This is a genomic window from Vibrio sp. QJM3NY_35 (genome assembly GCF_057785915.1).
On record NZ_CM173507.1, the window covers coordinates 2,426,216 to 2,449,010 of the forward strand.

19 protein-coding genes are annotated in these 22,795 nt (G+C 44.7%); 2 read left to right on the forward strand and 17 right to left on the reverse strand.

Annotated features, from left to right (window positions below):
• Positions 1-7: 7 nt before the first annotated feature.
• From apt to AC3CH3_RS10830, 4 genes are all read right to left on the reverse strand, one after another.
• Positions 8-553 (reverse strand): adenine phosphoribosyltransferase, encoded by a 546-nt coding sequence (apt, locus tag AC3CH3_RS10815; RefSeq protein ID WP_019823185.1) that lies wholly within the window; start codon positions 551-553, stop codon positions 8-10.
• A 161-nt stretch (positions 554-714) separates the two neighbouring features.
• The gene (locus AC3CH3_RS10820; protein ID WP_029405514.1) at positions 715-1,086 is read right to left on the reverse strand and encodes a YbaN family protein; all 372 of its coding nucleotides are present in this window, start codon (positions 1,084-1,086) and stop codon (positions 715-717) included.
• A 74-nt stretch (positions 1,087-1,160) separates the two neighbouring features.
• A complete protein-coding gene (locus AC3CH3_RS10825) occupies positions 1,161-1,298 on the reverse strand; it encodes a hypothetical protein (protein WP_017067606.1) in 138 nt (45 codons plus the stop codon).
• A 148-nt stretch (positions 1,299-1,446) separates the two neighbouring features.
• Positions 1,447-2,550: a response regulator gene (locus AC3CH3_RS10830; protein WP_019823180.1), complete on the reverse strand. Its 1,104-nt coding sequence runs from the start codon at positions 2,548-2,550 to the stop codon at positions 1,447-1,449.
• A gap of 228 nt (positions 2,551-2,778) precedes the next feature.
• On the opposite strand from AC3CH3_RS10830, the gene AC3CH3_RS10835 reads away from it, so the two are divergent.
• On the forward strand, positions 2,779-3,654 hold the full coding sequence (locus AC3CH3_RS10835; protein ID WP_017067604.1) for a LysR family transcriptional regulator: 876 nt from the start codon (positions 2,779-2,781) through the stop codon (positions 3,652-3,654).
• A 100-nt stretch (positions 3,655-3,754) separates the two neighbouring features.
• Here AC3CH3_RS10835 and purF read toward each other — a convergent pair whose 3' ends face one another.
• The 10 genes from purF to fabB form a co-directional block, all read right to left on the reverse strand.
• Entirely contained in the window at positions 3,755-5,269 is a 1,515-nt protein-coding gene (purF, locus tag AC3CH3_RS10840; protein WP_017066676.1) for an amidophosphoribosyltransferase, read from the reverse strand.
• Positions 5,270-5,303: 34 nt separating this feature from the next.
• A complete protein-coding gene (locus AC3CH3_RS10845) occupies positions 5,304-5,795 on the reverse strand; it encodes a CvpA family protein (RefSeq protein ID WP_009848678.1) in 492 nt (163 codons plus the stop codon).
• 61 nt (positions 5,796-5,856) lie between these two features.
• Positions 5,857-6,432: an SPOR domain-containing protein gene (locus AC3CH3_RS10850; protein ID WP_017063432.1), complete on the reverse strand. Its 576-nt coding sequence runs from the start codon at positions 6,430-6,432 to the stop codon at positions 5,857-5,859.
• The gene (folC, locus tag AC3CH3_RS10855; RefSeq protein ID WP_019823172.1) at positions 6,433-7,695 is read right to left on the reverse strand and encodes a bifunctional tetrahydrofolate synthase/dihydrofolate synthase; all 1,263 of its coding nucleotides are present in this window, start codon (positions 7,693-7,695) and stop codon (positions 6,433-6,435) included.
• 42 nt (positions 7,696-7,737) lie between these two features.
• Positions 7,738-8,664, reverse strand: a complete 927-nt coding sequence (gene accD, locus AC3CH3_RS10860) for an acetyl-CoA carboxylase, carboxyltransferase subunit beta (protein ID WP_017062348.1) — start codon at positions 8,662-8,664, stop codon at positions 7,738-7,740.
• A gap of 176 nt (positions 8,665-8,840) precedes the next feature.
• Positions 8,841-9,635 (reverse strand): tRNA pseudouridine(38-40) synthase TruA, encoded by a 795-nt coding sequence (gene truA, locus AC3CH3_RS10865; RefSeq protein WP_488537140.1) that lies wholly within the window; start codon positions 9,633-9,635, stop codon positions 8,841-8,843.
• Positions 9,636-9,829: 194 nt separating this feature from the next.
• Entirely contained in the window at positions 9,830-14,884 is a 5,055-nt protein-coding gene (locus AC3CH3_RS10870; RefSeq protein ID WP_488537141.1) for a FimV/HubP family polar landmark protein, read from the reverse strand.
• A gap of 207 nt (positions 14,885-15,091) precedes the next feature.
• On the reverse strand, positions 15,092-16,105 hold the full coding sequence (locus tag AC3CH3_RS10875) for an aspartate-semialdehyde dehydrogenase (protein WP_017062350.1): 1,014 nt from the start codon (positions 16,103-16,105) through the stop codon (positions 15,092-15,094).
• Positions 16,106-16,117: 12 nt separating this feature from the next.
• A complete protein-coding gene (locus AC3CH3_RS10880) occupies positions 16,118-17,251 on the reverse strand; it encodes a 4-phosphoerythronate dehydrogenase (protein WP_048611503.1) in 1,134 nt (377 codons plus the stop codon).
• A gap of 471 nt (positions 17,252-17,722) precedes the next feature.
• Positions 17,723-18,934 (reverse strand): beta-ketoacyl-ACP synthase I, encoded by a 1,212-nt coding sequence (fabB, locus tag AC3CH3_RS10885; protein WP_017062353.1) that lies wholly within the window; start codon positions 18,932-18,934, stop codon positions 17,723-17,725.
• A 56-nt stretch (positions 18,935-18,990) separates the two neighbouring features.
• Here fabB and mnmC point away from each other — a divergent pair, with 56 nt between their 5' ends.
• Positions 18,991-21,141, forward strand: coding sequence for a bifunctional tRNA (5-methylaminomethyl-2-thiouridine)(34)-methyltransferase MnmC2/FAD-dependent 5-carboxymethylaminomethyl-2-thiouridine(34) oxidoreductase MnmC1 (gene mnmC, locus AC3CH3_RS10890; RefSeq protein WP_488537142.1), 2,151 nt, complete (start codon positions 18,991-18,993; stop codon positions 21,139-21,141).
• A gap of 147 nt (positions 21,142-21,288) precedes the next feature.
• On the opposite strand, the gene AC3CH3_RS10895 is transcribed toward mnmC, so the two are convergent.
• The 3 genes from AC3CH3_RS10895 to AC3CH3_RS10905 all read right to left on the reverse strand — a co-directional run bounded on the left by AC3CH3_RS10895 (position 21,289) and on the right by AC3CH3_RS10905 (position 22,789).
• Positions 21,289-21,810 carry an NADPH-dependent FMN reductase gene (locus AC3CH3_RS10895; protein WP_488537143.1) on the reverse strand — a complete coding sequence of 174 codons (522 nt, stop codon included), beginning with the start codon at positions 21,808-21,810 and terminating at the stop codon, positions 21,289-21,291.
• A 175-nt stretch (positions 21,811-21,985) separates the two neighbouring features.
• The gene (locus tag AC3CH3_RS10900) at positions 21,986-22,249 is read right to left on the reverse strand and encodes a YfcL family protein (protein WP_017632537.1); all 264 of its coding nucleotides are present in this window, start codon (positions 22,247-22,249) and stop codon (positions 21,986-21,988) included.
• 9 nt (positions 22,250-22,258) lie between these two features.
• A complete protein-coding gene (locus tag AC3CH3_RS10905; protein WP_488537144.1) occupies positions 22,259-22,789 on the reverse strand; it encodes an elongation factor P hydroxylase in 531 nt (176 codons plus the stop codon).
• Between the last annotated feature and the right edge of the window lie 6 nt (positions 22,790-22,795).

Consider the following 22,795-nt stretch of genomic DNA (forward strand, 5'->3'; position numbering starts at 1 on the left):
AAAAGGATTAGTGGCCGTCGAATTCGCAGATGCTAAACACTTCTAGACCTAAGCCTTGTAAGCGCTTGTCACCACCGATTTCTGGAAGGTTAATAACAAATGCAGCGTGTTCTACCACACCACCTAGCTGACGAATCAACTTTGTTGTTGCTTCAATCGTACCGCCCGTTGCTAGCAAATCATCAACCATCAACACTTTATCACCTTCAACGATAGCGTCAGTATGGATTTCTAGCGTATCTGTGCCGTACTCAAGCTCATAAGATTGTGCCACAGTTTCACGAGGCAGTTTGCCCGGTTTACGAACAGGAATGAAGCCAACACCTAGCTCTAGTGCCAAAGGCGCACCAAATAAGAAACCACGAGCTTCAGTACCAACGATCTTAGTAAAGCCCATGTCCTTGTATGTTTCCGCTAGCAAGTCGATTGTCGCTTTGTAAGCCGCTGGGTCTTCCATCAAGCTTGTTACGTCACGGAATAAAATACCCGCTTTAGGGTAATCAGGAATGCTTTTGATGCTTGCTTTGATCAGAGAGATTTTTTCTGTGTTCATAATCTTATGCACTTCATTAGGCCGCTTTCCAAACTCTCGTCAACGAATCAAACATCAACGCTTGGAATTAAGGAAAGGTACGATTGGTATTCATTGCAACGAGAGTCATAACTCTGATTGCTGAAATAATAAACGCCCGCTATACAAGCAGGCACACTGGCTTAATGGTAGTGATTTTCTTTGCTGTCAGCAACCAACTCATGAGTTGGAAGTCGCATAAACCATGTGAGAAGAATAACAAGTACACAAATTAGGAAGGCCTTGACCCACATGATAGGGGCAAAGTAGATGGATAACGTAAAACTCAACAAGATAAAGAATACGCCGCGCGTTTTAACTTGTTTGGTTACGGCACCGTGTTGGTACCAATTGTTCAGTAAAGGACCCAGCGTTTTGTGCTCGTGCATCCATTTATGAACTTTCGGATTACTTCGCATGAAGCATGCGCTAGCAAGAAGGAGAAAAGGTGTGGTTGGCAGAACAGGTAAAACTATCCCTAGAACTGCGAGAAATATGCAAAGGCCACCAGCAATATTGAGACTTAAAACTCGAACGCTAATTGTGGCCTCCTTGAGTTAGCTATCGTTAATCAGCGACGACAGCTTAACTAGAATGTTGCGTAACCATTGAATACACGGATCAACGTAAGTGTTGCTGGTAGCAATGGGATCATTAAAAATGCGGCTAGAAAGCCTAAAAAATAGAATACATTAAACGGGTCTTGAAAGTCTTTGTTATCTGCCATGATTGCTTCTTGTTTTTGTTAGTAAAGGTAAGTATCTGGCGAACCAAACCCGCTTTGCTAAATCGACATTTAACAAAAAAGGCATAGCCGCACCATTTGCGCAACTATACCTTAATCAATTATTCACAAAAACCGAGGAAATATAGGGTTAATCGGTAGACCCTTGGTGTATGTCTAAACTAAAACTTGCCGCTCCAAGTAGGCTTAACGAAAGTTGGCAGCCCTGTTCGATCGGAAGGTCCCGCGTTATAAAGTTCTTCTTGCAGTTCTCGCCCAAGCGCTCACCTGCTGCAATATGTTGATTCAATTCACCATTCGACCATTGCCCATCTAAGCCCGCAGGTAAAATGGAGATGGTTCCCTCGGCAAGGTCGGCAACACCAAACAAGGCATTCACTGGGGTAGAACATCTAGAGCAACGAATCCCCTTCTCTAAGATCTCAGCAATATCTTTGAGATCAACATTAAAATCTTTTCTGTTTCTTATGTAATCGTGGAACAGCGCTCTCACCAACAATGTTGTTGCTGAGCCGCCATTATCAGAAGACGATGAATCGACGAGGTAAAAAGCAAATTGCCCGTTCATCATCCACGCATAATCAAACACAAGTGGCATCATCTCTGTTGATTGCAGTAAACGGTAACTGCAACGCCATGAGCCTTGTCGCGTATCTTTCTCTGGAAGCAGCGCATGCAGTAAATCTTTTGCGGCGCTTGGATTATCTTGAAGGTAATTCAGGTGCCAATGCAGTTCTTGGTCTTCAGGGATCTCTCCCCCGTCATCCACACAGAACCACTGGCTCGAAAAATCTCGTTGGTCTGAAATGTTATCGAACGAATCTGTCAATGTATTCGCAATCGCACTTCCTAGATGACCGTGATCCTCTAACGGTTTCGCTAAAAAGTCTTTAATACCAAATCGCAAGGCTTTCGCCACATCAGACATATCATCAGTGCCGGACACCACGATCATAGGCAGTGACGGGTACTCTAAACTGAGCTCTTCCACAAGCTCTATGCCATCAAGTATTGGCATTGATAAGTCACACACAATTAAATCTGGCGCTGAGTCTCTAAGCTTTTGCAGAGCGTCCAGTCCATTTTCAGCCTCAACCACTTTATAACCGACCTTGTCTAGGTACGCGCTGGTTATACGGCGAAAAATAGGATCATCATCAACCAACATCACGCATTTTTGGTTAATTACTTCCTGAGCCGAGGTCATTACTGGCTGACTGTGAGTTTTGTACATAATCTATAACCTCACAAAACTAAGTCGAATTATTATTGTTATCTGTTCTAAGAACTAATATAAAACTTAGTAATAAAATGCTAAATACACAAATTTGCACTCTTTGCTGGTAATTCGTGACCAGGGTTGGAATACTTGTAAATAGTGCAACGAGTTGACGTAACGCAAACATTGATCTCACTGTTACGTATAAATTAGATGAGATTGTAAACAAATGTGTCTGGATTTATGAAATTAGATGATTTAAACCTCTTTCGACTCGTCGTTGAAAATGGGAGCTACACCGCAACATCGCGCAAGACTATGATTCCGGTTGCGACCATCACACGACGCATCCAAGCCTTGGAAGATTCTTTGAACCTTAGGCTTCTCAATAGACACGCGCGTAAACTTTCTTTAACAGAGGCAGGCGAACGTTTCTTCAATGAATGCTCTCCGCTGTTGCAACGTCTCTCTTCTACCGCAGAAGAGTTAACTGACGTGTGCAAAGGCGCTTCCGGTAAGATTCGTATTACGGCCCCCTCAAATCTGACCAAGCGCATGATGATGCCAATGTTCAGTGAATTCATGACTCAATACCCTGATATCAATATTGAGCTGATGATGAACAACCAAGCAGATCAGCTGGATCCAACTGAGTGGGACGTAATTTTCCGTGTCGGCCCGCAGCGTGATTCAAGCCTAATCGCTCGCAAAATCAGTGAAGTCAAAGATATTCTTATCGCGAGCCCTGAGTACTTAGCGAAGAACCCAGCTCCAAGCCATGCTGAAGAGCTAGCGAACCATTCGCTACTCAAAGGCTACCCGCTGATTAAGTGGCAGCTGAGTAATTCGAATGAAGAGACAGTGGTGAATAGCGAGAAAGGCCGTTTCAACGCCAATGCGCTTAATGTCGTAAGACAAGCGTGCTCAGAAGGCCTAGGTATCACCCTGATGCCTGACGTGATGATTCGTGAATACATTGAAGATGGCAGCTTAGTGCAAGTCTTAGAAGACTGGAGCGCTAACCCTCGTGATATTTACATGCTTTATAACCACAAAGATCATCTACCAGAGAAAGTGAGATTGTTTATTGATTTTGTGATCGCATACCACATTCATTAAGGTCAATCCCCTTCTCTATAAACAAAAAACCAGAGCCGATGCTCTGGTTTTTTATTTTCTGTATCGCTAGCGAAACTCTGTATGACTAACGAAACGCTAGTTAAGCGCCTTCGTTGTGTAACTCTAAGTTAGCAAGATCTTGTTGAATCTCACGCTGAACCTTTGAGTCGTCATTACGCAAAGAGTCTAGGAAATCTAGGTACGCTTGGTCGATATCGCCCGTTACATACTCGCCGTTAAATACAGAAGTATCAAAACGAGAGATGTCTTGATTGCCCATGCCCACTGCAGAAATCAGATCTGGTAGCGTTTGGAAAATCAAGGCGTCTGCGCCAATCTGCTTACAAATCGTTTCGTTATCACGACCATGAGCAATCAGCTCTGTCGCGCTCGGCATATCAATGCCGTAAACGTTAGGGAAGCGAACCTCTGGAGCAGCTGAAACCATGAAGACCTTGTTTGCGCCAGAATCACGAGCCATCTCAATGATCTGCTCTGATGTTGTGCCGCGAACGATAGAATCGTCAACCAGAAGAACGTTCTTACCTTTAAACTCAGAGCGGATTGCGTTGAGCTTACGGCGAACTGACTTCTTACGCTGTTGCTGACCAGGCATGATGAATGTGCGGCCAACATAGCGGTTTTTCACGAAACCTTGACGGTATGGCTTATTGATCGCTTGAGCGATTCGTAGCGCAATATCGTTTGATGTTTCAGGGATTGGAATAACTACATCAATGTCTAAGTCTGCGTACTCTTCTTTAATACGCTTACCAAGCATCTCACCCATCTCAACGCGTGCGCTGTAAACCGAGATTTTGTCGATGAATGAATCTGGGCGTGCAAAGTATACAAACTCAAAGATACATGGGTTTAGTTGTGGGTTGTCTGCACATTGCTTAGTGAAAAGCTCACCGTCGAACGTTGCGTAGATAGCTTCACCTGGCGCTACATCGCGCATGAAGTCGAAACCAACAGCATCGAGTGCTACCGATTCAGACGCAACCATGTACTCTGTTTTACCTTGAACTTCACGCTTACCAAGACACAGTGGACGAATACCATGTGGGTCACGGAATGCGATCATACCGTGGCCGATGATCATCGCAGTTACGGCGTAAGCACCACGAATTGTACGGTGCACATTTGCCACAGCGCGGAAAACGTCATCTGAAGTTACGTTACCTTTAACGGTATCGATCTCATGAGCTAATACGTTCAGTAGAACTTCAGAGTCAGAGGTTGTGTTTACATGACGACGGTCTTTTTCGAACAACTTCTCACGAACTTCGTTTGCGTTCGTCAGGTTACCGTTGTGTGCCAACGTAATGCCAAAAGGAGAGTTTACGTAGAAAGGCTGAGCTTCAGACGCACTTGAACTACCCGCAGTAGGATAACGAACATGGCCAATACCAACTTCACCTTGTAGGCGCTGCATGTGTTTTGCTTCAAAAACATCTTTTACTAAACCGTTCGCCTTACGCAGACGGAAACGATTGCTTTCTATGGTACAAATACCAGCGGCATCTTGGCCACGATGCTGCAATACCGTTAAAGCGTCATAAATAGACTGGTTTACAGGTGTTGAACCCACGATTCCAACAATACCACACATGTCCTAATCCTCGATTTTTCGACATTAACTGGCGCTAGAGCGCGCCAGATAAGAAACTAGATGTTGCTTGTAAATGCTCGAAGAACGGCGCAATGATTCGACTAAATTCCGGAACCAATTGCGAATTCTTCCACCACTCAGAACTTGGGAATGCAGTAAACGCATCCATGAAAAACAACACTGCAGAAACAATCAAAACACCACGTAAGCCACCAAAGACGACACCGAGGATTCTGTCTGTACCTGACAGGCCTGTTTTCTGAACTAGCTGACCGATGACATAGTTAACTAAGGCACCAACAACTAACGTTGCAACAAACAATGCTGCTATCGCAGTTCCGTTTCGAAACATCTCATCTTCGATATTGGTGAAGTACATCGCTAATTTAGCGTAGTACTGGCTAGCAATAAAAAATGCTCCAAACCAAATAACAAGTGACAACGCTTCTTTAGCGAAACCGCGAACTAAACTGATCACGGCAGAGAAGCCGATCACGCCTAAAATGACAAAATCTAACCAATTCATGAATTCTTCATCTTAAGTTGGCGCGCATTTTAACAGAAAAAATGCTGACGCAAACGTTTTCTTATGGATTTAACGGTTTAAATTTGAGCAATTGGCCTTTTGAACCCGTAATTTTTTCTAATTCCTTAATTTGTCGCTCAAGTTTGGATTTAGAGACATCCGGGCCAATAATTACTCGCGTAAAAGTTTTTTCTTGCTTGGTGTGAGCCTGATAACCACGCTTTTGCAAATCCTTAACAACGTTTTTTGCGTTGTCAGCATTCTTCAAAGCCATCAATTGAATAATCCAAGCACTGTCTTGGTATTCATTTTTTTCCGGTACTGGCTTAACCACGACTGCCACTTTATCTGCTTCTTTATCATTAGAAGAAGACGCAGTTTGCGTGTTTGAATTATCAGTACGACCACTTTCAACCACTTGCTCAACCGGAGAATCTGGTAGCGCTATCTGATCTTCAACGGGATCGAGTACTTCAAACACTTCAACATTACTATCAAGCTCAGGCTTAATTGGAATGCTTGCAAACTCTTCTTTGTAGTGGAGCTTCTTACCATCTAGTACATCGGGCAATACAATCACGCCAATGGCCACTAAAATGATGGTGCCGACTAACCGGCTTTGGAATTTACTTGCCATTTAGTTTCCTTTTTTCTGCCAATGCTCCAACACTTCACCCACGGTATGGAAAGAACCGACAACCAACACAACATCGTCACCTTTAACAGAAGCTAAAGCCGCTTCAAACGCTGTGACAGGGTTTGAATGCTGCTCTACGCCTTCGGGTAGGCTTTGACACAATTCAGCAGCTGTCGCTGCGCGTGGCCCTTGCAATGAAGCTGGATACCAATGAGTTGTGATTGGCGCTAATACTTCCAATGTCGCTGGAATATCTTTGTCATGAAGCATGGCGACTACAACGTGTAAATTTTTACCTGCATACTTCTTCGTAACTTGCTGCGCAAAGTATTCAGCGGAATGCGGGTTGTGCGCCACATCCAGCACAATCACGGGTTGTTCGCTAATTTGCTGCATACGCCCTGGAAGCTGCGCATTCTTCATGCCGTTAACCACGTTCACGTCGCTAATACTAAGCTCTGATGTGCCCAATGCCATCAACGCTGTTGCAGCGTTAGGTAACGGCAGGCTTGGAATAGGTAGCGATTCTAGTTGGAATGCACCACTGCGCCAGTTCCACGTATCACCGTCAACATCATAAGTGTATTGAATACCGACTTGGTAGAACTCAGCCTTAATGTCATCAGCGTGCGCTGCAACCGTAGCCGGTGGCTTGGGTTGACCACAGATAGCGGGTTTACCGCTACGATAAATGCCCGCTTTCTCAAAACCAATCACATTGATGTCATCACCTAGCCAGTCAACATGGTCGACAGCCAAACTAGTAATCACAGAAACATCATGCTCAACGATATTGGTCGCGTCTAAACGCCCGCCTAAACCCACTTCTAAAAGCACAACATCAACCGCTTCAGTTTGAAATGCACGTAACGCCGCTAAAGTGCCATATTCGAAAAAACTCAGGCTGATTTCGCCACGCTCTTTCTCAATGAAATCGAAAGACTGAACCATCTTTTCATCAGATAGATCTTGGCCGTTGATACGAACACGTTCGTTATAGCGAATTAAGTGAGGAGAGCTGTAGACACCAACTGAGTAACCAGCGTCCAATAGAATCGCTTCCATCAGTGCACATGTTGAGCCTTTGCCATTGGTTCCGGCAACAGTAATAACATGTTGAGCAGGTTTGGTGAGGTTTGCCTTAGAGGCGACGGCTTGAACTCGGTCTAATCCAAGATCAATAGCGGTTGTGTGGATGTTTGATAAATAATCAAGCCACATCTCCAAAGAGGATGTGGCTTGAGGAATAGGTTGTTGACTCATCTAACTCATAACCATAATTAAGTTGGTTTGTTAGAAGGTACTTTACCCTTTTTCTGGCGCTTCTGGTACTTCATAAGTAGCTTCATTCGGTGAATCGTTCACAGAAACTACTAATGGTGAAGGCTGGTTGGTCATTTTAGCAACAAGGCTTGCAACGCGCTGACGCATCTCACGACGGTCAACGATCATGTCGATAGCACCGTGGTCTAGTAGGAACTCACTGCGTTGGAAACCTTCAGGAAGGTCTTCACGTACCGTTTGTTCGATTACACGACGTCCAGCAAAACCGATCAGTGCTTTTGGCTCACCAATGTTGATATCGCCAAGCATTGCCAAACTTGCAGAAACACCACCCATTGTTGGATCAGTCATAACTGAAACAAACGGTAGGCCTTTCGCAGATAAACGCTCAAGCGCAGCACTGGTTTTCGCCATTTGCATTAGAGACATCAATGCCTCTTGCATACGAGCACCACCACTTGCAGAGAAACACACTAAACCACAGTTGTTCTCGATAGCAGCATCTACCGCTTTCACGAAACGAGCACCAACAACAGAACCCATTGAGCCGCCCATGAATGAGAATTCAAAAGCACACGCTACGATAGGTAAACCCAATAGTTCGCCTTTCATTGCAACTAATGCGTCTGTTTCACCACTGTTCTTTTGAGCAGCAGAGATACGTTCTTTGTAACGCTTAGAGTCTTTAAACTTCAGCTTGTCTTGTGGCTCAAGATCAGCACCTAGTTCAACACGCTCACCTTTGTCTAGGAATGTATCCAGACGACGACGTGCTTTCATGCGCATGTGATGGTCACATTTTGGACATACTTCTAGGTTACGCTCTAGTTCAGCATGGTACAGAACCTGCTCACAAGAAGTACATTTAGTCCAAACACCCTCAGGGATAGACGCTTTACGAGATGTTACGATGTTGCTTTTTTCTAAAATCTTTTCAAGCCAACTCATGGAAGACCTTTTTGTTTCGATTCTTCCGCTTGATTGCGAAAGAAATAAATTTGGGAATTATGCGTGGGAATTAAAGCACATAAAACAGCGACTGTAGATAAAAAACTGGTTGTACCTATTTTCTGGGACTATCTTACGCACTAAACCGTAATAATTTTTGAACCTAAGTCTCACATTTAGTTCAAATTATCCGGTAAAAATAGAGGACCAATTGGCTCTTGTGGTAGCTCAAAATGTTCAGGATAATCAACATCCACCAGATACAAACCTTCCGCTTTTGCAGTTGCGCCGGCTACTTTTCGATCTTTAGCTTCTAAAAGCCACTGGATCCACTCTGGTTTCTGCTCACCTTTACCTACGACAATAAGGCTACCCGTAATATTCCTCACCATGTGGTGAACAAAGGCATTCGCTTTAATATCGATCACAATGTAGTGTCCATGACGAGTCACGTTCAAGTGAATCATGTTTCTCCATGGGCTACGAGATTGACAATGTGTTGCCCTAAACGAAGTGAAGTCATTCTCACCAAGTAAGTACTGACCCGCTTCATGCATTTTTTTCTCATCAAGATGACCATGATAATGGCTCACACCTGAATTCAAAATGCCTGGGCGTAGTGCATGGTTAAAGATAATGTAGCGATAACGGCGGGCAGTAGCCGAGAAACGAGCATGGAAATCCTCATTCACTTCTGTCGCCCAACGAACCGCAATATCTTTTGGCATGTTGGCATTCGCGCCCATTGTCCATGCCACCATTTTACGATCGACATTAGTTTCAAAGTGAACGACTTGTCCCGTACCGTGAACACCGGCATCTGTACGACCTGCGCACATAACTTCTACAGGGTGATTCGCGACAACTGAAAGAGCCTTTTCCAATTCTTCTTGGACACTTTTCACGTCTCGTTGGCGTTGCCAACCAAAGTAGTGGGTACCGTTATATTCAATACCTAAAGCAATTTTCATGTTCTTGTTCTCTTTGAAAATGGGCGAGAAGTATATACGGAAATCAGTGCTAGCCCAAATAGGATGGGGCTAAAACTTTAATAAACAATCAGCATCGACCGAGACGATGCTTTTGAAAAACCAAATCAAGCAATAGTGCTCTGCATCGCCTTAAAATAAAGGGTAGCCAACGCTACCCTTTCTGATTTGTAAATTTATCGACCGTTTAACGTATCGATAAGATTTTTTGCCTCTCGACGAATATCATCGCTGCCATCAACGATTGCCTCTTCTAGAAGCTTAATTGCCCCTTGCGAGTCACTCATCTCGATGTAGATTTTGGCCAAATCAAGCTTACCCGCAGCTTCTGCATTGCTGTCGACATCATAATTGCCAATATCACCGATAACATCAGGGAATTCGTTAAGACCCACATCCAGTTTAAGCTCTTCATCGTCTGGATTAATGACTTCTTCACCTTCTTGCTCGACTTGAGCCATTAGCTCATCAATCGTCATGTACTGCTTATCACGACTGTTGCCTGATTCGGTTAGATTGTCTTGTTCAGCCCAATTCTCTTCTTTGATTTTCGGTTCAGCTTGCTGCTCAGCCGATGCCCAAATCTCTTGTTGGTCATCAGGCACATCATTATGCATGCTCGATTGTTGTTCTGGCGCTAGGTTAAAGCCTTTCCAGTCTTCGCCGCCGACTTCAAGCATGGCGTCAATATCTAGCCCTGCGCTATCAATCGAAGTTGCGTCCAATGGCTTATCGAACATGTTGTCGACAGAGTCTTGAACATCTTCAGAAAGCAACTCAGCTAATGCTGTCTCATCAAAGTCATCAAAGCCTTCTAGTGGCTCGTCTTGAACCGCTGCAGACGTTGAGTTTGGCTCTGAAGCCGCGCTCAGTGATTGTTCTGGCTGTGCAAAACCAGCCGGTTCAGAGTCTTCTGCATTCGAGAAATCATCAGCCTGACTGTAGCTCTGCGGATTTGAGAACAGATCATGCAACGCATCTTGCTCTTCTCCTTGTGGGCTGAAAGAAGTCAGTGGTGTTGGCTTCTCTGCAAACGCATCGGAGATCGCTTCGTCTTCACCGTATTCCGGTAAATCAAACTCATCAAACTCTACGCCTTGGTCTTCCGCTACCGGCTCAGCATTGCTTTGCTCAATATCATCTAAAACAGAGTCCGCTTTTGCGCTTTCTTCATCGTACTCAGGAAGATCAAGGTCATCGAACTCGAACTTCTCTGTGTCAGGCGCTAAGTCTTGCTCTAACTGTGCTTCATCTGGTTCACTCACCACTTCCGCTAACGCATCGTCTTCACCAAACTCTGGTAGTTCGAAGTCATCAAGCGAGAATTTTTCTTCGCTTTCTGGTTGCGCAGTTTCAGCCTGTGGTGCAGCATCTAGTTGAGGCTCAGCGGTTGGTTGCGATTCAACACTTGGTTGAGAATCAATAGCAGGCGTTGCTGGCTCTGGTGTTGATTCAGCATCAGCTTCCGCTAGTGCGTCTTCTTCACTAAACTCTGGTAACTCGAAATCATCAAACGAAAACTCTTCGTCGTCTTGCCCCTGAGCTTTAACTTGGGCTTCAGTTTGAGGTTCAACACTTGGTTGAGCATCAATAGCTGGCGTTACTGGTTCTGGTGTTGATTCAGCATCGGCTTCCGCTAGTGCGTCTTCTTCACCAAACTCTGGTAGCTCAAAATCATCAAACGAGAACTCTTCGTCGTCTTGCTCTTTAGCTTCAGCTTCAACAGCAGGCAATACTGATTCTGGTGTTGATTCAGCATCAGCTTCCGCTAGTGCGTCTTCTTCACTAAACTCTGGTAAGTCGAAATCATCAAACGAGAATTCTTCTTCGCCTTCTTGTCCTAGAACTTCAGCTTGTTCTGCTACTTCCGCTTGTGGTGTAGCTTCAACTTGCGGTTCAGCGACTGGTGTCACTAGCTCTGGTGTTACGTCAGTTTCCGCTAATGCTTCTGGTTCAGACGCCTCGTCTTCAATCAGCCAATCGTCGTCTTGTGGTACGCCGAATTCATTTGGAATGATCTCTGGCATATTTGCAGCTCGAACTGGCTCTGGCTCTGGCTCTGGCTCTGGCTCTGGCTCTGGCTCTGGCTCTGGCTCTGGCTCTGGCTCTGGCTCTGGCTCTGGCTCTGGCTCTGGCAAGGATTCAACGACATCTTCAAATTCGTCGCTACCTTGAATTTTCGGTTCAAAGTCAAAATCAGAGTCTATATTCGCAGGAGATTCAACATCATCAATGGCTTCGGCTAACCAATCTTCTACCGTTTCTTCATCGTCTTCAGAGATATCATTCAAAGACGACGGCGAAGCTTGATCTTCAGTACTCGCAGCGATGTCTTCACGCTGATCTTGTACGTCAGCTTCTTCCGAATCTGATGCTTGTTGCTCAGTGTCTTCTTGAGTCGGCTCTTCAAAAACTGGTTTGTCAAAGTCAGAATTCTCAGAGAGCAACGAGTCAATATCCAGTTCATCATCTTTAACAGACGACACCGCTTCTTCTGGTGATAATTCATGACTATCAGAAAGAGACGTTTGTTCTGGTTCCAAAGCACTTTCGATTGATGCTTCAGCTGGCTCTTCATTAGCTTGCAACGAATCGCTGTCATCAGAAGTCATCAACTCATCAATCAATGCTTCATCTGTTGTTTCTAGTGCGTCATCAAGCAACGCATCCGTTGCAGGCGCTACACCGAACAAATCATCGATAAAACCATCACGATTAAAGGCTTCATCATTTTCTGGCTTAACATCAGCACCGTCTTGAGTCAGTTCTAAATCTAATGAAGCATCACCAACAAGTTCAGGTTGTGGTGCTTCAGTAATGTCCGTTATTTGCTCAGACTCGGCTTCAGAAGGCTCTGACGTTAATTGAGTATGTTCAACGTCTGAATCCTTGATAAGGTCGTCGCTAGCTTTATCAGAACCAAAGGCAGCATCTAGCTCTTTATCAAACGTCTGCTCTTCTGATTCAAGCTCGTCTTCAATACCACTTGTCAGTAAATCATCAAACGGGTCTAAAGATTCAGATTTTGGTGAATCAGCTTGGTCCGCTGAAAGCGCATCATCCGATAGTTCACTATCAAGGAAATCATCAAGTAAGTCGGTGCTCTCCGCATCGAGTTCGAAATCATCATCAGAATCTCCGATTAATTCATCCAGAGTTTCCGTGCTGTCTTCTGCAATGTTTAGCTCATCATCAGTCGATAAACCAGAAAGTTCTTCAAGTTCGGATAAGGCATCAAAACCTAAAGGCTCACTTTCAAGCTCATCATCCGATTCATCGCCCAGCATTTCATCAAGGAGTTCGGTCGAGTTGCTTAGGTCAACGTCATCCCCTTCCAACTGCTCATCAAGTAGATCAACGCTGTCTTGAGTCTCTTCATCAACGATTGGCTTATCAAACTGAGACAGGATGTTTTCGATATCATCATCAGACGCCAAACCATTGTTTAGGTTCGTCGCTATCTCATCGTCGCTATCGAGGTTGAAAGGATCATTCGCTTGCTCGTTCTGAGCGGCAACCTGAGCAAAGATGTCATCAATATCATCCTCTACACTAGGAGCTGCAGATTGAGTGGTCTGTTGTTCAGAGATCAGAGCATCAATATCAAAGTCGTCAGTGCTTATGTCCGAAGGCGTAGCATCGCTTTGTTGTTCTGAGATAAGCGCATCGATATCAAAATCATCGGTTATTGATGTGTCGGCACTAGAAGTAGAATCATTTTGCTCTTCCGAAATCAAAGCATCGATGTCGAAGCTATCATCATCTTCGTCATCAAGAGAAAACAGGTCATCTAATAGTGACTGGTCTAATTCGTTAGAGCCTAAATCTTCAGTCTCGGATTCTTTAGATAGCAGTGCTTCAATCTCATCAGCAGACATTGCGTTATCATCTGAGAGATCAAAATCGACTTCATCGGTATCAAGTGCGCTTTCTGCGCTTTTATCGAGCGCGCGCTCCATCTCTTCAAGGCCAAGCGCTTTCTCTTCACCATTAACACTGATGCCGTTACTGCTGTCCAAGTCCAGATCATCAAAGTTAGTGTCTAAATCACCGTTTTCGCCAATGCTCGCAAATGGGTCATCATCTTCACCGTCGAGATTGAAATCGAGATCAGATTCATCCAATCCTGCAAATACATCATCTTCTTCAGCAAGAGCTTGGTCGTCAAACAACTTATTGGCATCGTCTTCAGTGCCAAACAAGTCATCGTCTAAAGACAGCTCGTTAAGGTCGTCCATCTCGTCGCCCAATGTAATAGGCGCGACGCTGCTTGGTTCAGGCTGAATCGGTTGTTCTTGAGTGGTTTGCTGTTGTTCTTCATTTTTAGAACGACGACCTATCAGCATCACGATGATCAAGCCAAGTAGAAGACCCGGAATAATCGCAAGAGCCGCAACTAACCAACCATTAGATAACAGTTCATCCATGGCACTTGGGGCCATTTTTTCAATTTCGGCGTTCTTTCTACGCTCTTCATCAAGTAGCTTTTCCACTTCGCTACGAATGCGATCTTCATCGCTGAGCTCAGTTTTTAGCTCATCAACTTCCGATTGAACATTCGATAACATCAAACGAAGTTGGTGGTTTTTCTCTTCAAGTGACAGGAGTTCAGTTTCTGAAAGCTCTAGCTGCTTCTCTAACTTGTTCATCTCTTGGGTTGGAGCAGATGGATCTAGAGATGATTGAGTTGGAGACAATGGCTTTTTAGCGGTTTCAGTAGTGCTTACTTGCTTAGCAGGAGCAACATTTTTTGCATCAGAACTCGGCGCTTTGGGTTTTGAAGCGACAGGCTTACTTGCAGGAGCATCAAGCTTAGCAAGATGCGAGTTCATGATGTTGATAGCTTGCTGCGTCGAGCTTGCACGTGCTTGCTCTAAAGAAGGCACTCGTAAATTACTGGCAGGCAGCAGGCTATGGATATTCTGGTTTTCAAACGCTTGTGGGTTTAAGCGATAAATAGCCAACAGGGTTTGTTGGACTGACACGGAGTTATCAGGGCGTAACTTTGAAGCAATAGACCACAATGTTTCTGAGCCGCGAGTAGGACCATAGAAACGTGAAGGCTCAGCGCTATTCGATTGCGCTCTTTGAAGAGGTTCTGAAAACGTAGGCGCTGATTGTATCTGACCATTAGGTCCTACAACTCGAATGGAATCTGCACGAACAACGGAAATCTGAGTCGCAATGATAAAGGCAAAAGGCATTAACCACGGCTTGAAAATTTGAAACATAAAAGGCTCAGCTAGGTGCTTAAATTCGGAAAAGTGATGATCTATTAAATATATCGGATAAATGACGTAAAACTATAGAGATGAAAACAAAAAATGTGTTGCAGCAACAATATTCGCAGCAATTTCACACAATTTGACTAACAATATTTTTAATCGATTAAAAAAGCCCCACTAAAGAGTGAGGCTTGTTTATCAAAGCAATAAAGCTTAGAAGTAATCGCGAATCAGAACTTCAGCGATTTGAACTGCGTTTGTTGCTGCGCCTTTACGAACGTTATCAGCGACAACCCACATGTTCACGCCGCTGTGATGGCTGATGTCGTTACGAATACGACCAACCATTACGTGGTCTTTACCACCTGCATCACGAACTTGAGTTGGGAAGTCTAGCGCTTGGAATACTTCAACACCTTCTGTGTTCTCTAGAAGCTGAACCACTTGTTCTGCACCGATTGGCGCGCGAGTTTCAATGTGCAGAGATTCTGCGTGACCATAGAATACTGGTACGCGAACACAAGTCGGGTTCACTGTGATTGAAGAGTCAGCAAAGATTTTTTGAGTTTCCCAAACCATCTTCATCTCTTCACGCGTGTAGCCGTTCTCTGTAAATTCATCGATTTGAGGAATACAGTTAAACGCGATCTGCTGTGAGAACGCTGAATTTTCAGCTGGCATACCATTAAGAAGCTTAGCCGTTTGACCCGCTAGCTCATCGATACCAGGCTTACCTGCACCAGACACAGATTGGTAAGTTGAAACGTTAATACGCTCAAGGCCCACTTCATCGTGAATTGGTTTCAGAGCGACTACCATTTGAATAGTCGAGCAGTTAGGGTTCGCGATGATGTTACGGTTACGGAACTCAGCAATTGCTTCAGGGTTCACCTCAGGCACAACCAGAGGAACATCGTATTCGTAACGGAAACGTGATGTATTATCGATAACAACAACACCTTCATCAGCTGCAATTGGAGCCCAGCGCTCCGAAAGCTCGCTACCTGCAGAGAAAAACGCAATATGTACTTGAGACCAATCGAAGTCTTCTACGTTTTGTACTTGTATTGTTTTGCCGTTAAAACGGGAAGTTTTGCCTTCACTACGTTCACTTGCTAGTAAGTGCATTTCACCGACAGGGAATTTACGCTCTTTAAGTACTTCAAGAATGGTTTCACCAACCGCACCAGTCGCACCTAAAATAGCAATATTAAATTCTTGGCTCATTGTTTCTCTCTTTTATAAAGTTGGCTTTACCATAAAACCGAGTTTAGATAACGGCGTTAAATTACAAGATTCGTCGCCCGTTAACTCGACTGCACTGTACTCTCTACGGTCCCAATATTCTTTACGCATCTTGTCAAAAGAACCCGGCGTAGCGATATTGCGACGGAATAAGGCGTCGTCTTTGCGCACATCATAGATCAACTGAGTCAAATTGTGCAGTGTTGCTTCATCCCAAGCTCTATCTAATTTCATTTGAGGTACAGGCGCTGTCGGCAATAAGTCGCTTGCATACGCACGCTGTTCAGTACCTAAAAACTCACAATAACTATTGAAGATCATCGTGGTACCACGCGCTTTACCCTCTAAACCGTAGCCCGCTACGTGAGGCGTTGCAAAAGCAAGTAACGGAAGAAGCTCAAAGTCGACTTCAGGTTCAAACTCAAACACATCAAGCACTGCAGTAAAACCATCGGCTTTTTGCAGGCGAGCTTTTAGCGCTTGGTTATCAACCACAGGACCGCGAGCTGCATTAATCAGAATTTGGTCAGCACGTAAGTTGTTCAGCACTTGCTCATTGATCAAGTGATGCGTTGGAAACTCACCCGTCTTAGTGATCGGTGTATGCAATGTAATAACGTCTGATTGCTCAAGCAGAGTTTCTAGCTCAGTAAATTCGCGAGTATCACCCTCTTGCTGTTTTAGAGGGTCGTTCAGCAGAACTTTGATACCAATACCTTCAAGGCACTTCGCTAAGTAACTGCCCACTTGACCACAGCCGATAATACCAACCGTTTTATCAAAAACAGAGAAGCCTTGTTGCTGCGCAAGCACCATCATCGCACTGAACGCGTACTCAGCAACACCCACCTTGTTACAGCCAGGCGCCGCAGTAAAGAAGATGCCACGCTCTTTCATCAATTCTTGGTCAACATGATCCATACCAGCCGTCGCAGTACCGACAAACTTCAGCTTATTGGCTTTGCTGATCAATGACTCGTTTACCTTAGTAACAGAGCGAATCATCAATGCGTCTACGTCAACTAGGTCGTCCGCAGTTAATGTGCGACCAGACTTCATTGTCACTTCCCCTAGCTGGCTAAATAGCGCTTCAGCGTAAGGCATATTTTCGTCGATTAAGATTTTCATTTGGCGAGTACTTTTGTTGGGGTCTATCGACCTAAATGTGAATTGAAATGATTGTGCAAAATTCCACACACGGTGTCGAGTAGCAATTGGAATACATTATGATTAAAGGCTTGTTGAGATGAGGATTAACTACCCTAATCTGATTTTATTATCCAAGCCTAAAACGAAAAATGCCCGATTGAATAAACAATCGGGCAAACATCCAGAACAAAAGGATCCTATCTCGCTCTCCAGGAGACAGAGTCTTGCGTCTGTTCAACCAGTACTAACCAAGGTCAGTACTGGTCAAGCTCTGGAAACCTTTCAATTTCTAAACCCAGATTTAAAAACTATGTTTAAAAAACACGTTTACCAACCTGCGTCTAAAAACTTTGTTCTGATGGTCATTATTACTGGGTGACCTGTGCGTGTTGAATCTGCACTAGCGCAACCCTTTAACGATTAACCTTGTCTCTGTAACTCAAGCCTAAGTTAAGCTTGGTACTTTTTGATTACTAGCGTTGCGTTCGTACCGCCGAAACCAAAGCTGTTAGACATAACCGTTGTTAGCTCTTGATCACGAGCTTCAGTTACGATGTCTAGGCCAGCAGCAGCTTCGTCTAGGTTCGAAACGTTAATGCTTGGAGCGATAAAGCCGTTATCTAGCATTAGCGTTGAGTAAATTGCTTCGTGTACGCCAGCAGCACCTAGAGCATGACCTGTCATCGCTTTAGTTGCAGAAATTGCTGGGCTGTTGCCACCAAATACTTCTTGGATAGCACCAAGCTCTTTCACGTCGCCAACTGGAGTTGAAGTACCGTGAGTGTTCACGTAGTCAACGCCATCAACGTTTTGCATTGCCATCTTCATACAACGAACCGCACCTTCACCAGAAGGAGCAACCATGTCGTAGCCATCTGAAGTTGCGCCGTAGCCTACGATTTCACCGTAGATTTTTGCGCCACGAGCAACAGCGTGCTCAAGCTCTTCGATAACTAGCATGCCGCCGCCACCAGAGATAACGAAACCATCACGGTCTGCATCGTAGGTACGAGAAGCCAGTTCTGGTGTGTCGTTGTACTTAGTAGAAAGTGCGCCCATTGCGTCGAACATCATAGTCAGAGACCAATCCAGTTCTTCACCGCCACCAGCGAATACAACGTCTTGCTTACCAAGTTGGATAAGCTCCATTGCGTGACCAATACAGTGTGCAGATGTTGCACATGCAGAGCTCATTGAGTAGTTCACACCACGGATTTTGAAAGGAGTTGCTAGACAAGCAGAAACCGTAGAAGCCATTGTACGTGGAACCATGTATGGACCAACGCGCTTCACGCCTTTCTCACGGATGATGTCTACCGCGTTTACTTGGTTTAGAGATGAAGCACCACCTGAACCCGCAACGATACCCGTGCGGTCATTAGATACTTGATCTTCAGTTAAACCAGAATCAGCAATTGCTTGCTCCATTGAAAGATAAGCGAATGCCGCCGCATCACCCATAAAGCGCATTTTTTTGCGATCGATATGGTCAGCAGGGTTCATTTTTAGGTTACCCCATACTTGAGAGCGCAAGCCATTTTCCTTGAACTGCTCTGAAGCGGTAATACCAGATTTACCCTCTTTCAGTGATGCTAAAACTTCTTCGACGTTGTTACCGATACTTGAAACAATACCCATACCGGTGATTACGACTCGTTTCATGTGACATTCCTATAATTCTAAATTCAGCTAGATGATAACTAAGAAGCCTAACAAAAGTGGTCAGCTTTCCTAGAAATTCGTACAATCCCTACCAACATATCGCTTCAAATCACAAAATGATAGATTTTATGACCTCAATTACTAATGCAGAACTGGAATGGAATGAGTCTGGCACGCCAGTTTCAGACCAATTTGACGACGTTTACTTCTCCAATGTTAACGGTTTAGAAGAAACTCGCTACGTCTTTTTAAAGCAAAACCACCTTCCAGAGCGTTGGCTTGAACATGAACAACGCCGCTTTGTGATTGCTGAAACCGGCTTTGGCACAGGTTTGAACTTTCTTGCAGTTTGGCAATGGTTCGATGCTTTTGTTAAAGATAACCCACAAGCGATGACCAAAGAGTTACATTTCATCAGTTTTGAAAAATATCCTTTAAATAAAGAGGATCTCATCAAAGCACACCAATCGTGGCCAGAATTAGCCGAGTATGCGACGCAACTCCAAGAACACTACCCTATCGCTCTACCTGAATGTCACCGCATTGTGCTGGGCGACGGTGCAATCACGCTTGATTTGTGGTTTGGCGATATTAAAGATTGCATGCCTAACGTACCAACCCCACATGAAGGTTTGGTTGATGCTTGGTTCTTAGACGGTTTTGCTCCGAGCAAGAACCCAGAGATGTGGAATCAAAACCTATTCAACGGCATGTCCAAGCTCGCTAAGCAAGATTGTAGTTGCGCCACTTTCACCGCTGCTGGCTTTGTTCGTCGCGGGTTGATTGAAGCTGGCTTTCAGATGAAGAAGGTTAAAGGCTTTGGTACTAAGCGAGAAATGATCGCCGGTCGACTTGGCGAGAAGCATGTTCACACCAACATCAAACCTTGGTATGGCCTCGCTCAACACAGAGAATCACAGGACATTGCGATTATTGGTGGTGGCGTAGCCAGTGCTGCATTAGCCAAAACACTAAGCCGTCGTGGTAAAAACATCACCCTTTATTGTGCACACCCACAAGCTGCGGGCAATGCCTCAGGTAACAACCAAGGTGCGATTTACCCGTTGTTAAGTGAAGCAACCTCGAACGTGTCTCGCATATTTGGCCCAGGGTTACTGTTTGCTCGTCAATTTATTAATCAAGCGGCGCAGTCTGTCCAATTTGATCACAGCTGGTGCGGCGTAAACATTTTGATGTGGGACGAAGGCTCCACTAAAAAGCTCAACCGCATGTTGGAAGGCAACTTTCACACAGACCTGATTCAGCGTTTAACGCCAGACCAAGCCAACGAAGAGATTGGCTTACCGGTCGATAAAGAGAGTGTTTACTTTCCACTGGGTGGCTGGTTGAGCCCTCTTCAACTTACTCAAGGTTTGATTGGCAAGTTAGAAGAGAGCAACCAAATGAGCGCACAATATCAACATCAAGTGACTCAACTTGAGTGGCTCGAAGCTGAACAACAATGGTTGTTGACGATTGAAGCACCACAAGGTGAGATTCAAACCAAGCACGACCAAGTAGTTGTCGCGAACGGACACAAGTTCACTCAGTTTGAACAAACTCAGCCAGTTCCACTGACTCCGGTTAAAGGCCAAGTAAGCCATATTCCGACCACGGAAAATCTCAGCCAGCTAAAAACCGTGTTGTGCTTTGATGGCTACTTAACGCCACAAAACCCAAACAATGGACACCACTGTATTGGTGCGAACTACGACAAGACCAATATCGACCAAGAATTTGATATTGAGGTTCAGCAGCACAATGGCGAGCGCCTGCATGGGTCGCTACCAGACCAAGCATGGACAAAAGATGTCGACACCAGTGACAACCTAGCGCGCCAAGGGATTCGAAGCGTAAGCCGTGACCACTTACCCTTTGTCGGCAATGTCGGCAATTTCGAATCAATCAAAGAGCAATACCAAGACCTGCACAACTTCAACCCTCAGCGTGACTCGGTTGAGGATGTTGAAACGGTAACAAGCTTCCCTAACCTATACTGTTTTATCGGATTAGGCTCACGTGGCTTGAGCTCTGCGCCATTACTGGCAGAGGTTTTAGCGTCACAAATTTGTGGCGATCCACTGCCTTTACCTGTCGATGTACTAGAAGCCATCCACCCAAGCAGAATGTGGGTGCGTAGACTGCGTAAAGGCAAGGCACTAACGGCTGGATGGGTTGCTGACAAGCATTCAAAAACAAACCAGTAGTTTCTAGTTCAACTATTCTGAACATCTAAAACATCTGAATATTGGAAATACCTGAAACTAAAAGCTAAAAAGCCCGAGCGACGTTATGTCCCTCGGGCTTTTTGTTAATCGTGTTGTTTTAAAACGATTTTTTAAACTGCTCGATGTTTACAGCTTAGCAACCGCGTCTTTGATCTGCTGAGCAATCTCTTCGTTGCTGATAGAGCCAGACTCAAAATCAAAGTTATCGTAGAAGCTTGGAACTGAAACTGACGCTTTTACGTTACCGCCAAAGTATGGTGCTGAACCTGTTGCTGCGCCCAGTACAGTTTGTGCGCCGCCTGGCCCAGGTGAAGTCGCTAGATAAACCGCAGGCTTCTCGCCAAACACAGAGCGATCAATGCGTGTCGCCCAATCAAATAGGTTTTTGTACGCGGCTGGGTAGTGGCCGTTGTGCTCAGCAAAAGAGATAACAAACGCATCAGCTTCTGCTAGGTCGCGTAGGAATGCTTGCGCACCTTCTGCTTGGCCGATCTCTTTTTCAGTGTCTTCACTGAACATATGAACGTTGTAATCGTTGATGTTTAGAACTTTAACTTCAGCACCTTCAATCAAGTTAGCTGCGTAAGTTGCTAGAGTTTTGTTGATAGAGGTAGAGCTTGTGCTTGCGCCGAATGCGATAACTTTCATGATGTGACCTTTTCTGTAATTCCGTTAAGTGGGATTAGAATAACGTAGTCAGAAAATGGAACCATCACAAGGATTGAACTGACTCATTCAAAAATTTCGAATGAGTCTCAAACTATTCACTGCTCAGCAAAATGAAAAGGAAGGGACTGAGCGGATAATGATAAACAACCAGCGATTAAGCTTGGTTTTGCAGTTCAACCCAAAGGTCATTCACGATGGTACGGTCTGCAGGCGTGAGTTCAGAGCGAGCGTCGTCTAGACTCTTTTCAATGCGAGCTTTTACTTCAGCCACATCTTCAATGCCTTCTTCTTCACATGAAGCCACAGAAAGAGAAATATGACCACGTAAGTAACCACCAGCAAACAGTTCATCGTCTGATGCGTTTTCAATGCGAGCATCAATTACTTCAAGTAGTTTTTCTTCAAATTCGATAATCATAATATTCTCTTATTTCACAATAAATTGGCTAGTACATAAAGGTTCTACATCGTAGAAGCTGCGCAATGCTTCAGAGAGCATTTTCACGCGAGGCGGAAGACCAGCTTCAAAGATACCCATGACTTCACTGTGTACTTTATTCATAAAGGCCAAACGATCTGGCTCAAAATCGCCGTGTAGATTGTCACAGCTGACATTAAAAGGAAAGCCCGCACTCATCGCAATGATCCATTCATACGCTTGTGGGCGAATTTCTACTTTTTCAAACTCAGCTTGAACCGCCTCAGTTCGACCATCAGGCTCATACCAATAGCCAAAATCTTCCAACAAACGACGTTCAGGCCCAGCGACGCACCAGTGTGCGATCTCATGGAGTGCAGAGGCATAAAAGCCACGTGCAAACACGATTCGATGATGTGGGATAGTATCATCAGCAGGCAAATAGATAGGCTCATCAGCCCCTAGCTCTAGTTTGGTATTAAAGCTTTCAAAAAAGGTCTGATTGAAGATATCGATAATGTCTGAGTATTGGTGTGTCATAAAATC

Excerpts from the sequence above, each read along its gene's own strand:
- AC3CH3_RS10825 (WP_017067606.1), bottom strand. The coding sequence starts at position 1,298 with ATGGCAGATAACAAAGACTTTCAAGACCCGTTTAATGTATTCTATTTT.
- AC3CH3_RS10905 (WP_488537144.1), bottom strand. The coding sequence starts at position 22,789 with ATGACACACCAATACTCAGACATTATCGATATCTTCAATCAGACCTTT.
- AC3CH3_RS10900 (WP_017632537.1), bottom strand. The coding sequence starts at position 22,249 with ATGATTATCGAATTTGAAGAAAAACTACTTGAAGTAATTGATGCTCGC.
- truA (WP_488537140.1), bottom strand. The coding sequence starts at position 9,635 with ATGAAAATTGCTTTAGGTATTGAATATAACGGTACCCACTACTTTGGT.
- AC3CH3_RS10845 (WP_009848678.1), bottom strand. The coding sequence starts at position 5,795 with ATGAATTGGTTAGATTTTGTCATTTTAGGCGTGATCGGCTTCTCTGCC.
- AC3CH3_RS10870 (WP_488537141.1), bottom strand. The coding sequence starts at position 14,884 with ATGTTTCAAATTTTCAAGCCGTGGTTAATGCCTTTTGCCTTTATCATT.
- fabB (WP_017062353.1), bottom strand. The coding sequence starts at position 18,934 with ATGAAACGAGTCGTAATCACCGGTATGGGTATTGTTTCAAGTATCGGT.
- AC3CH3_RS10830 (WP_019823180.1), bottom strand. The coding sequence starts at position 2,550 with ATGTACAAAACTCACAGTCAGCCAGTAATGACCTCGGCTCAGGAAGTA.
- AC3CH3_RS10835 (WP_017067604.1), top strand. The coding sequence starts at position 2,779 with ATGAAATTAGATGATTTAAACCTCTTTCGACTCGTCGTTGAAAATGGG.
- apt (WP_019823185.1), bottom strand. The coding sequence starts at position 553 with ATGAACACAGAAAAAATCTCTCTGATCAAAGCAAGCATCAAAAGCATT.
- purF (WP_017066676.1), bottom strand. The coding sequence starts at position 5,269 with ATGTGTGGTATTGTTGGAATCGTGGGTTCAACACCTGTAAACCAGTCT.
- accD (WP_017062348.1), bottom strand. The coding sequence starts at position 8,664 with ATGAGTTGGCTTGAAAAGATTTTAGAAAAAAGCAACATCGTAACATCT.
- folC (WP_019823172.1), bottom strand. The coding sequence starts at position 7,695 with ATGAGTCAACAACCTATTCCTCAAGCCACATCCTCTTTGGAGATGTGG.
- AC3CH3_RS10880 (WP_048611503.1), bottom strand. The coding sequence starts at position 17,251 with ATGAAAATCTTAATCGACGAAAATATGCCTTACGCTGAAGCGCTATTT.
- AC3CH3_RS10895 (WP_488537143.1), bottom strand. The coding sequence starts at position 21,810 with ATGAAAGTTATCGCATTCGGCGCAAGCACAAGCTCTACCTCTATCAAC.
- AC3CH3_RS10850 (WP_017063432.1), bottom strand. The coding sequence starts at position 6,432 with ATGGCAAGTAAATTCCAAAGCCGGTTAGTCGGCACCATCATTTTAGTG.
- AC3CH3_RS10875 (WP_017062350.1), bottom strand. The coding sequence starts at position 16,105 with ATGAGCCAAGAATTTAATATTGCTATTTTAGGTGCGACTGGTGCGGTT.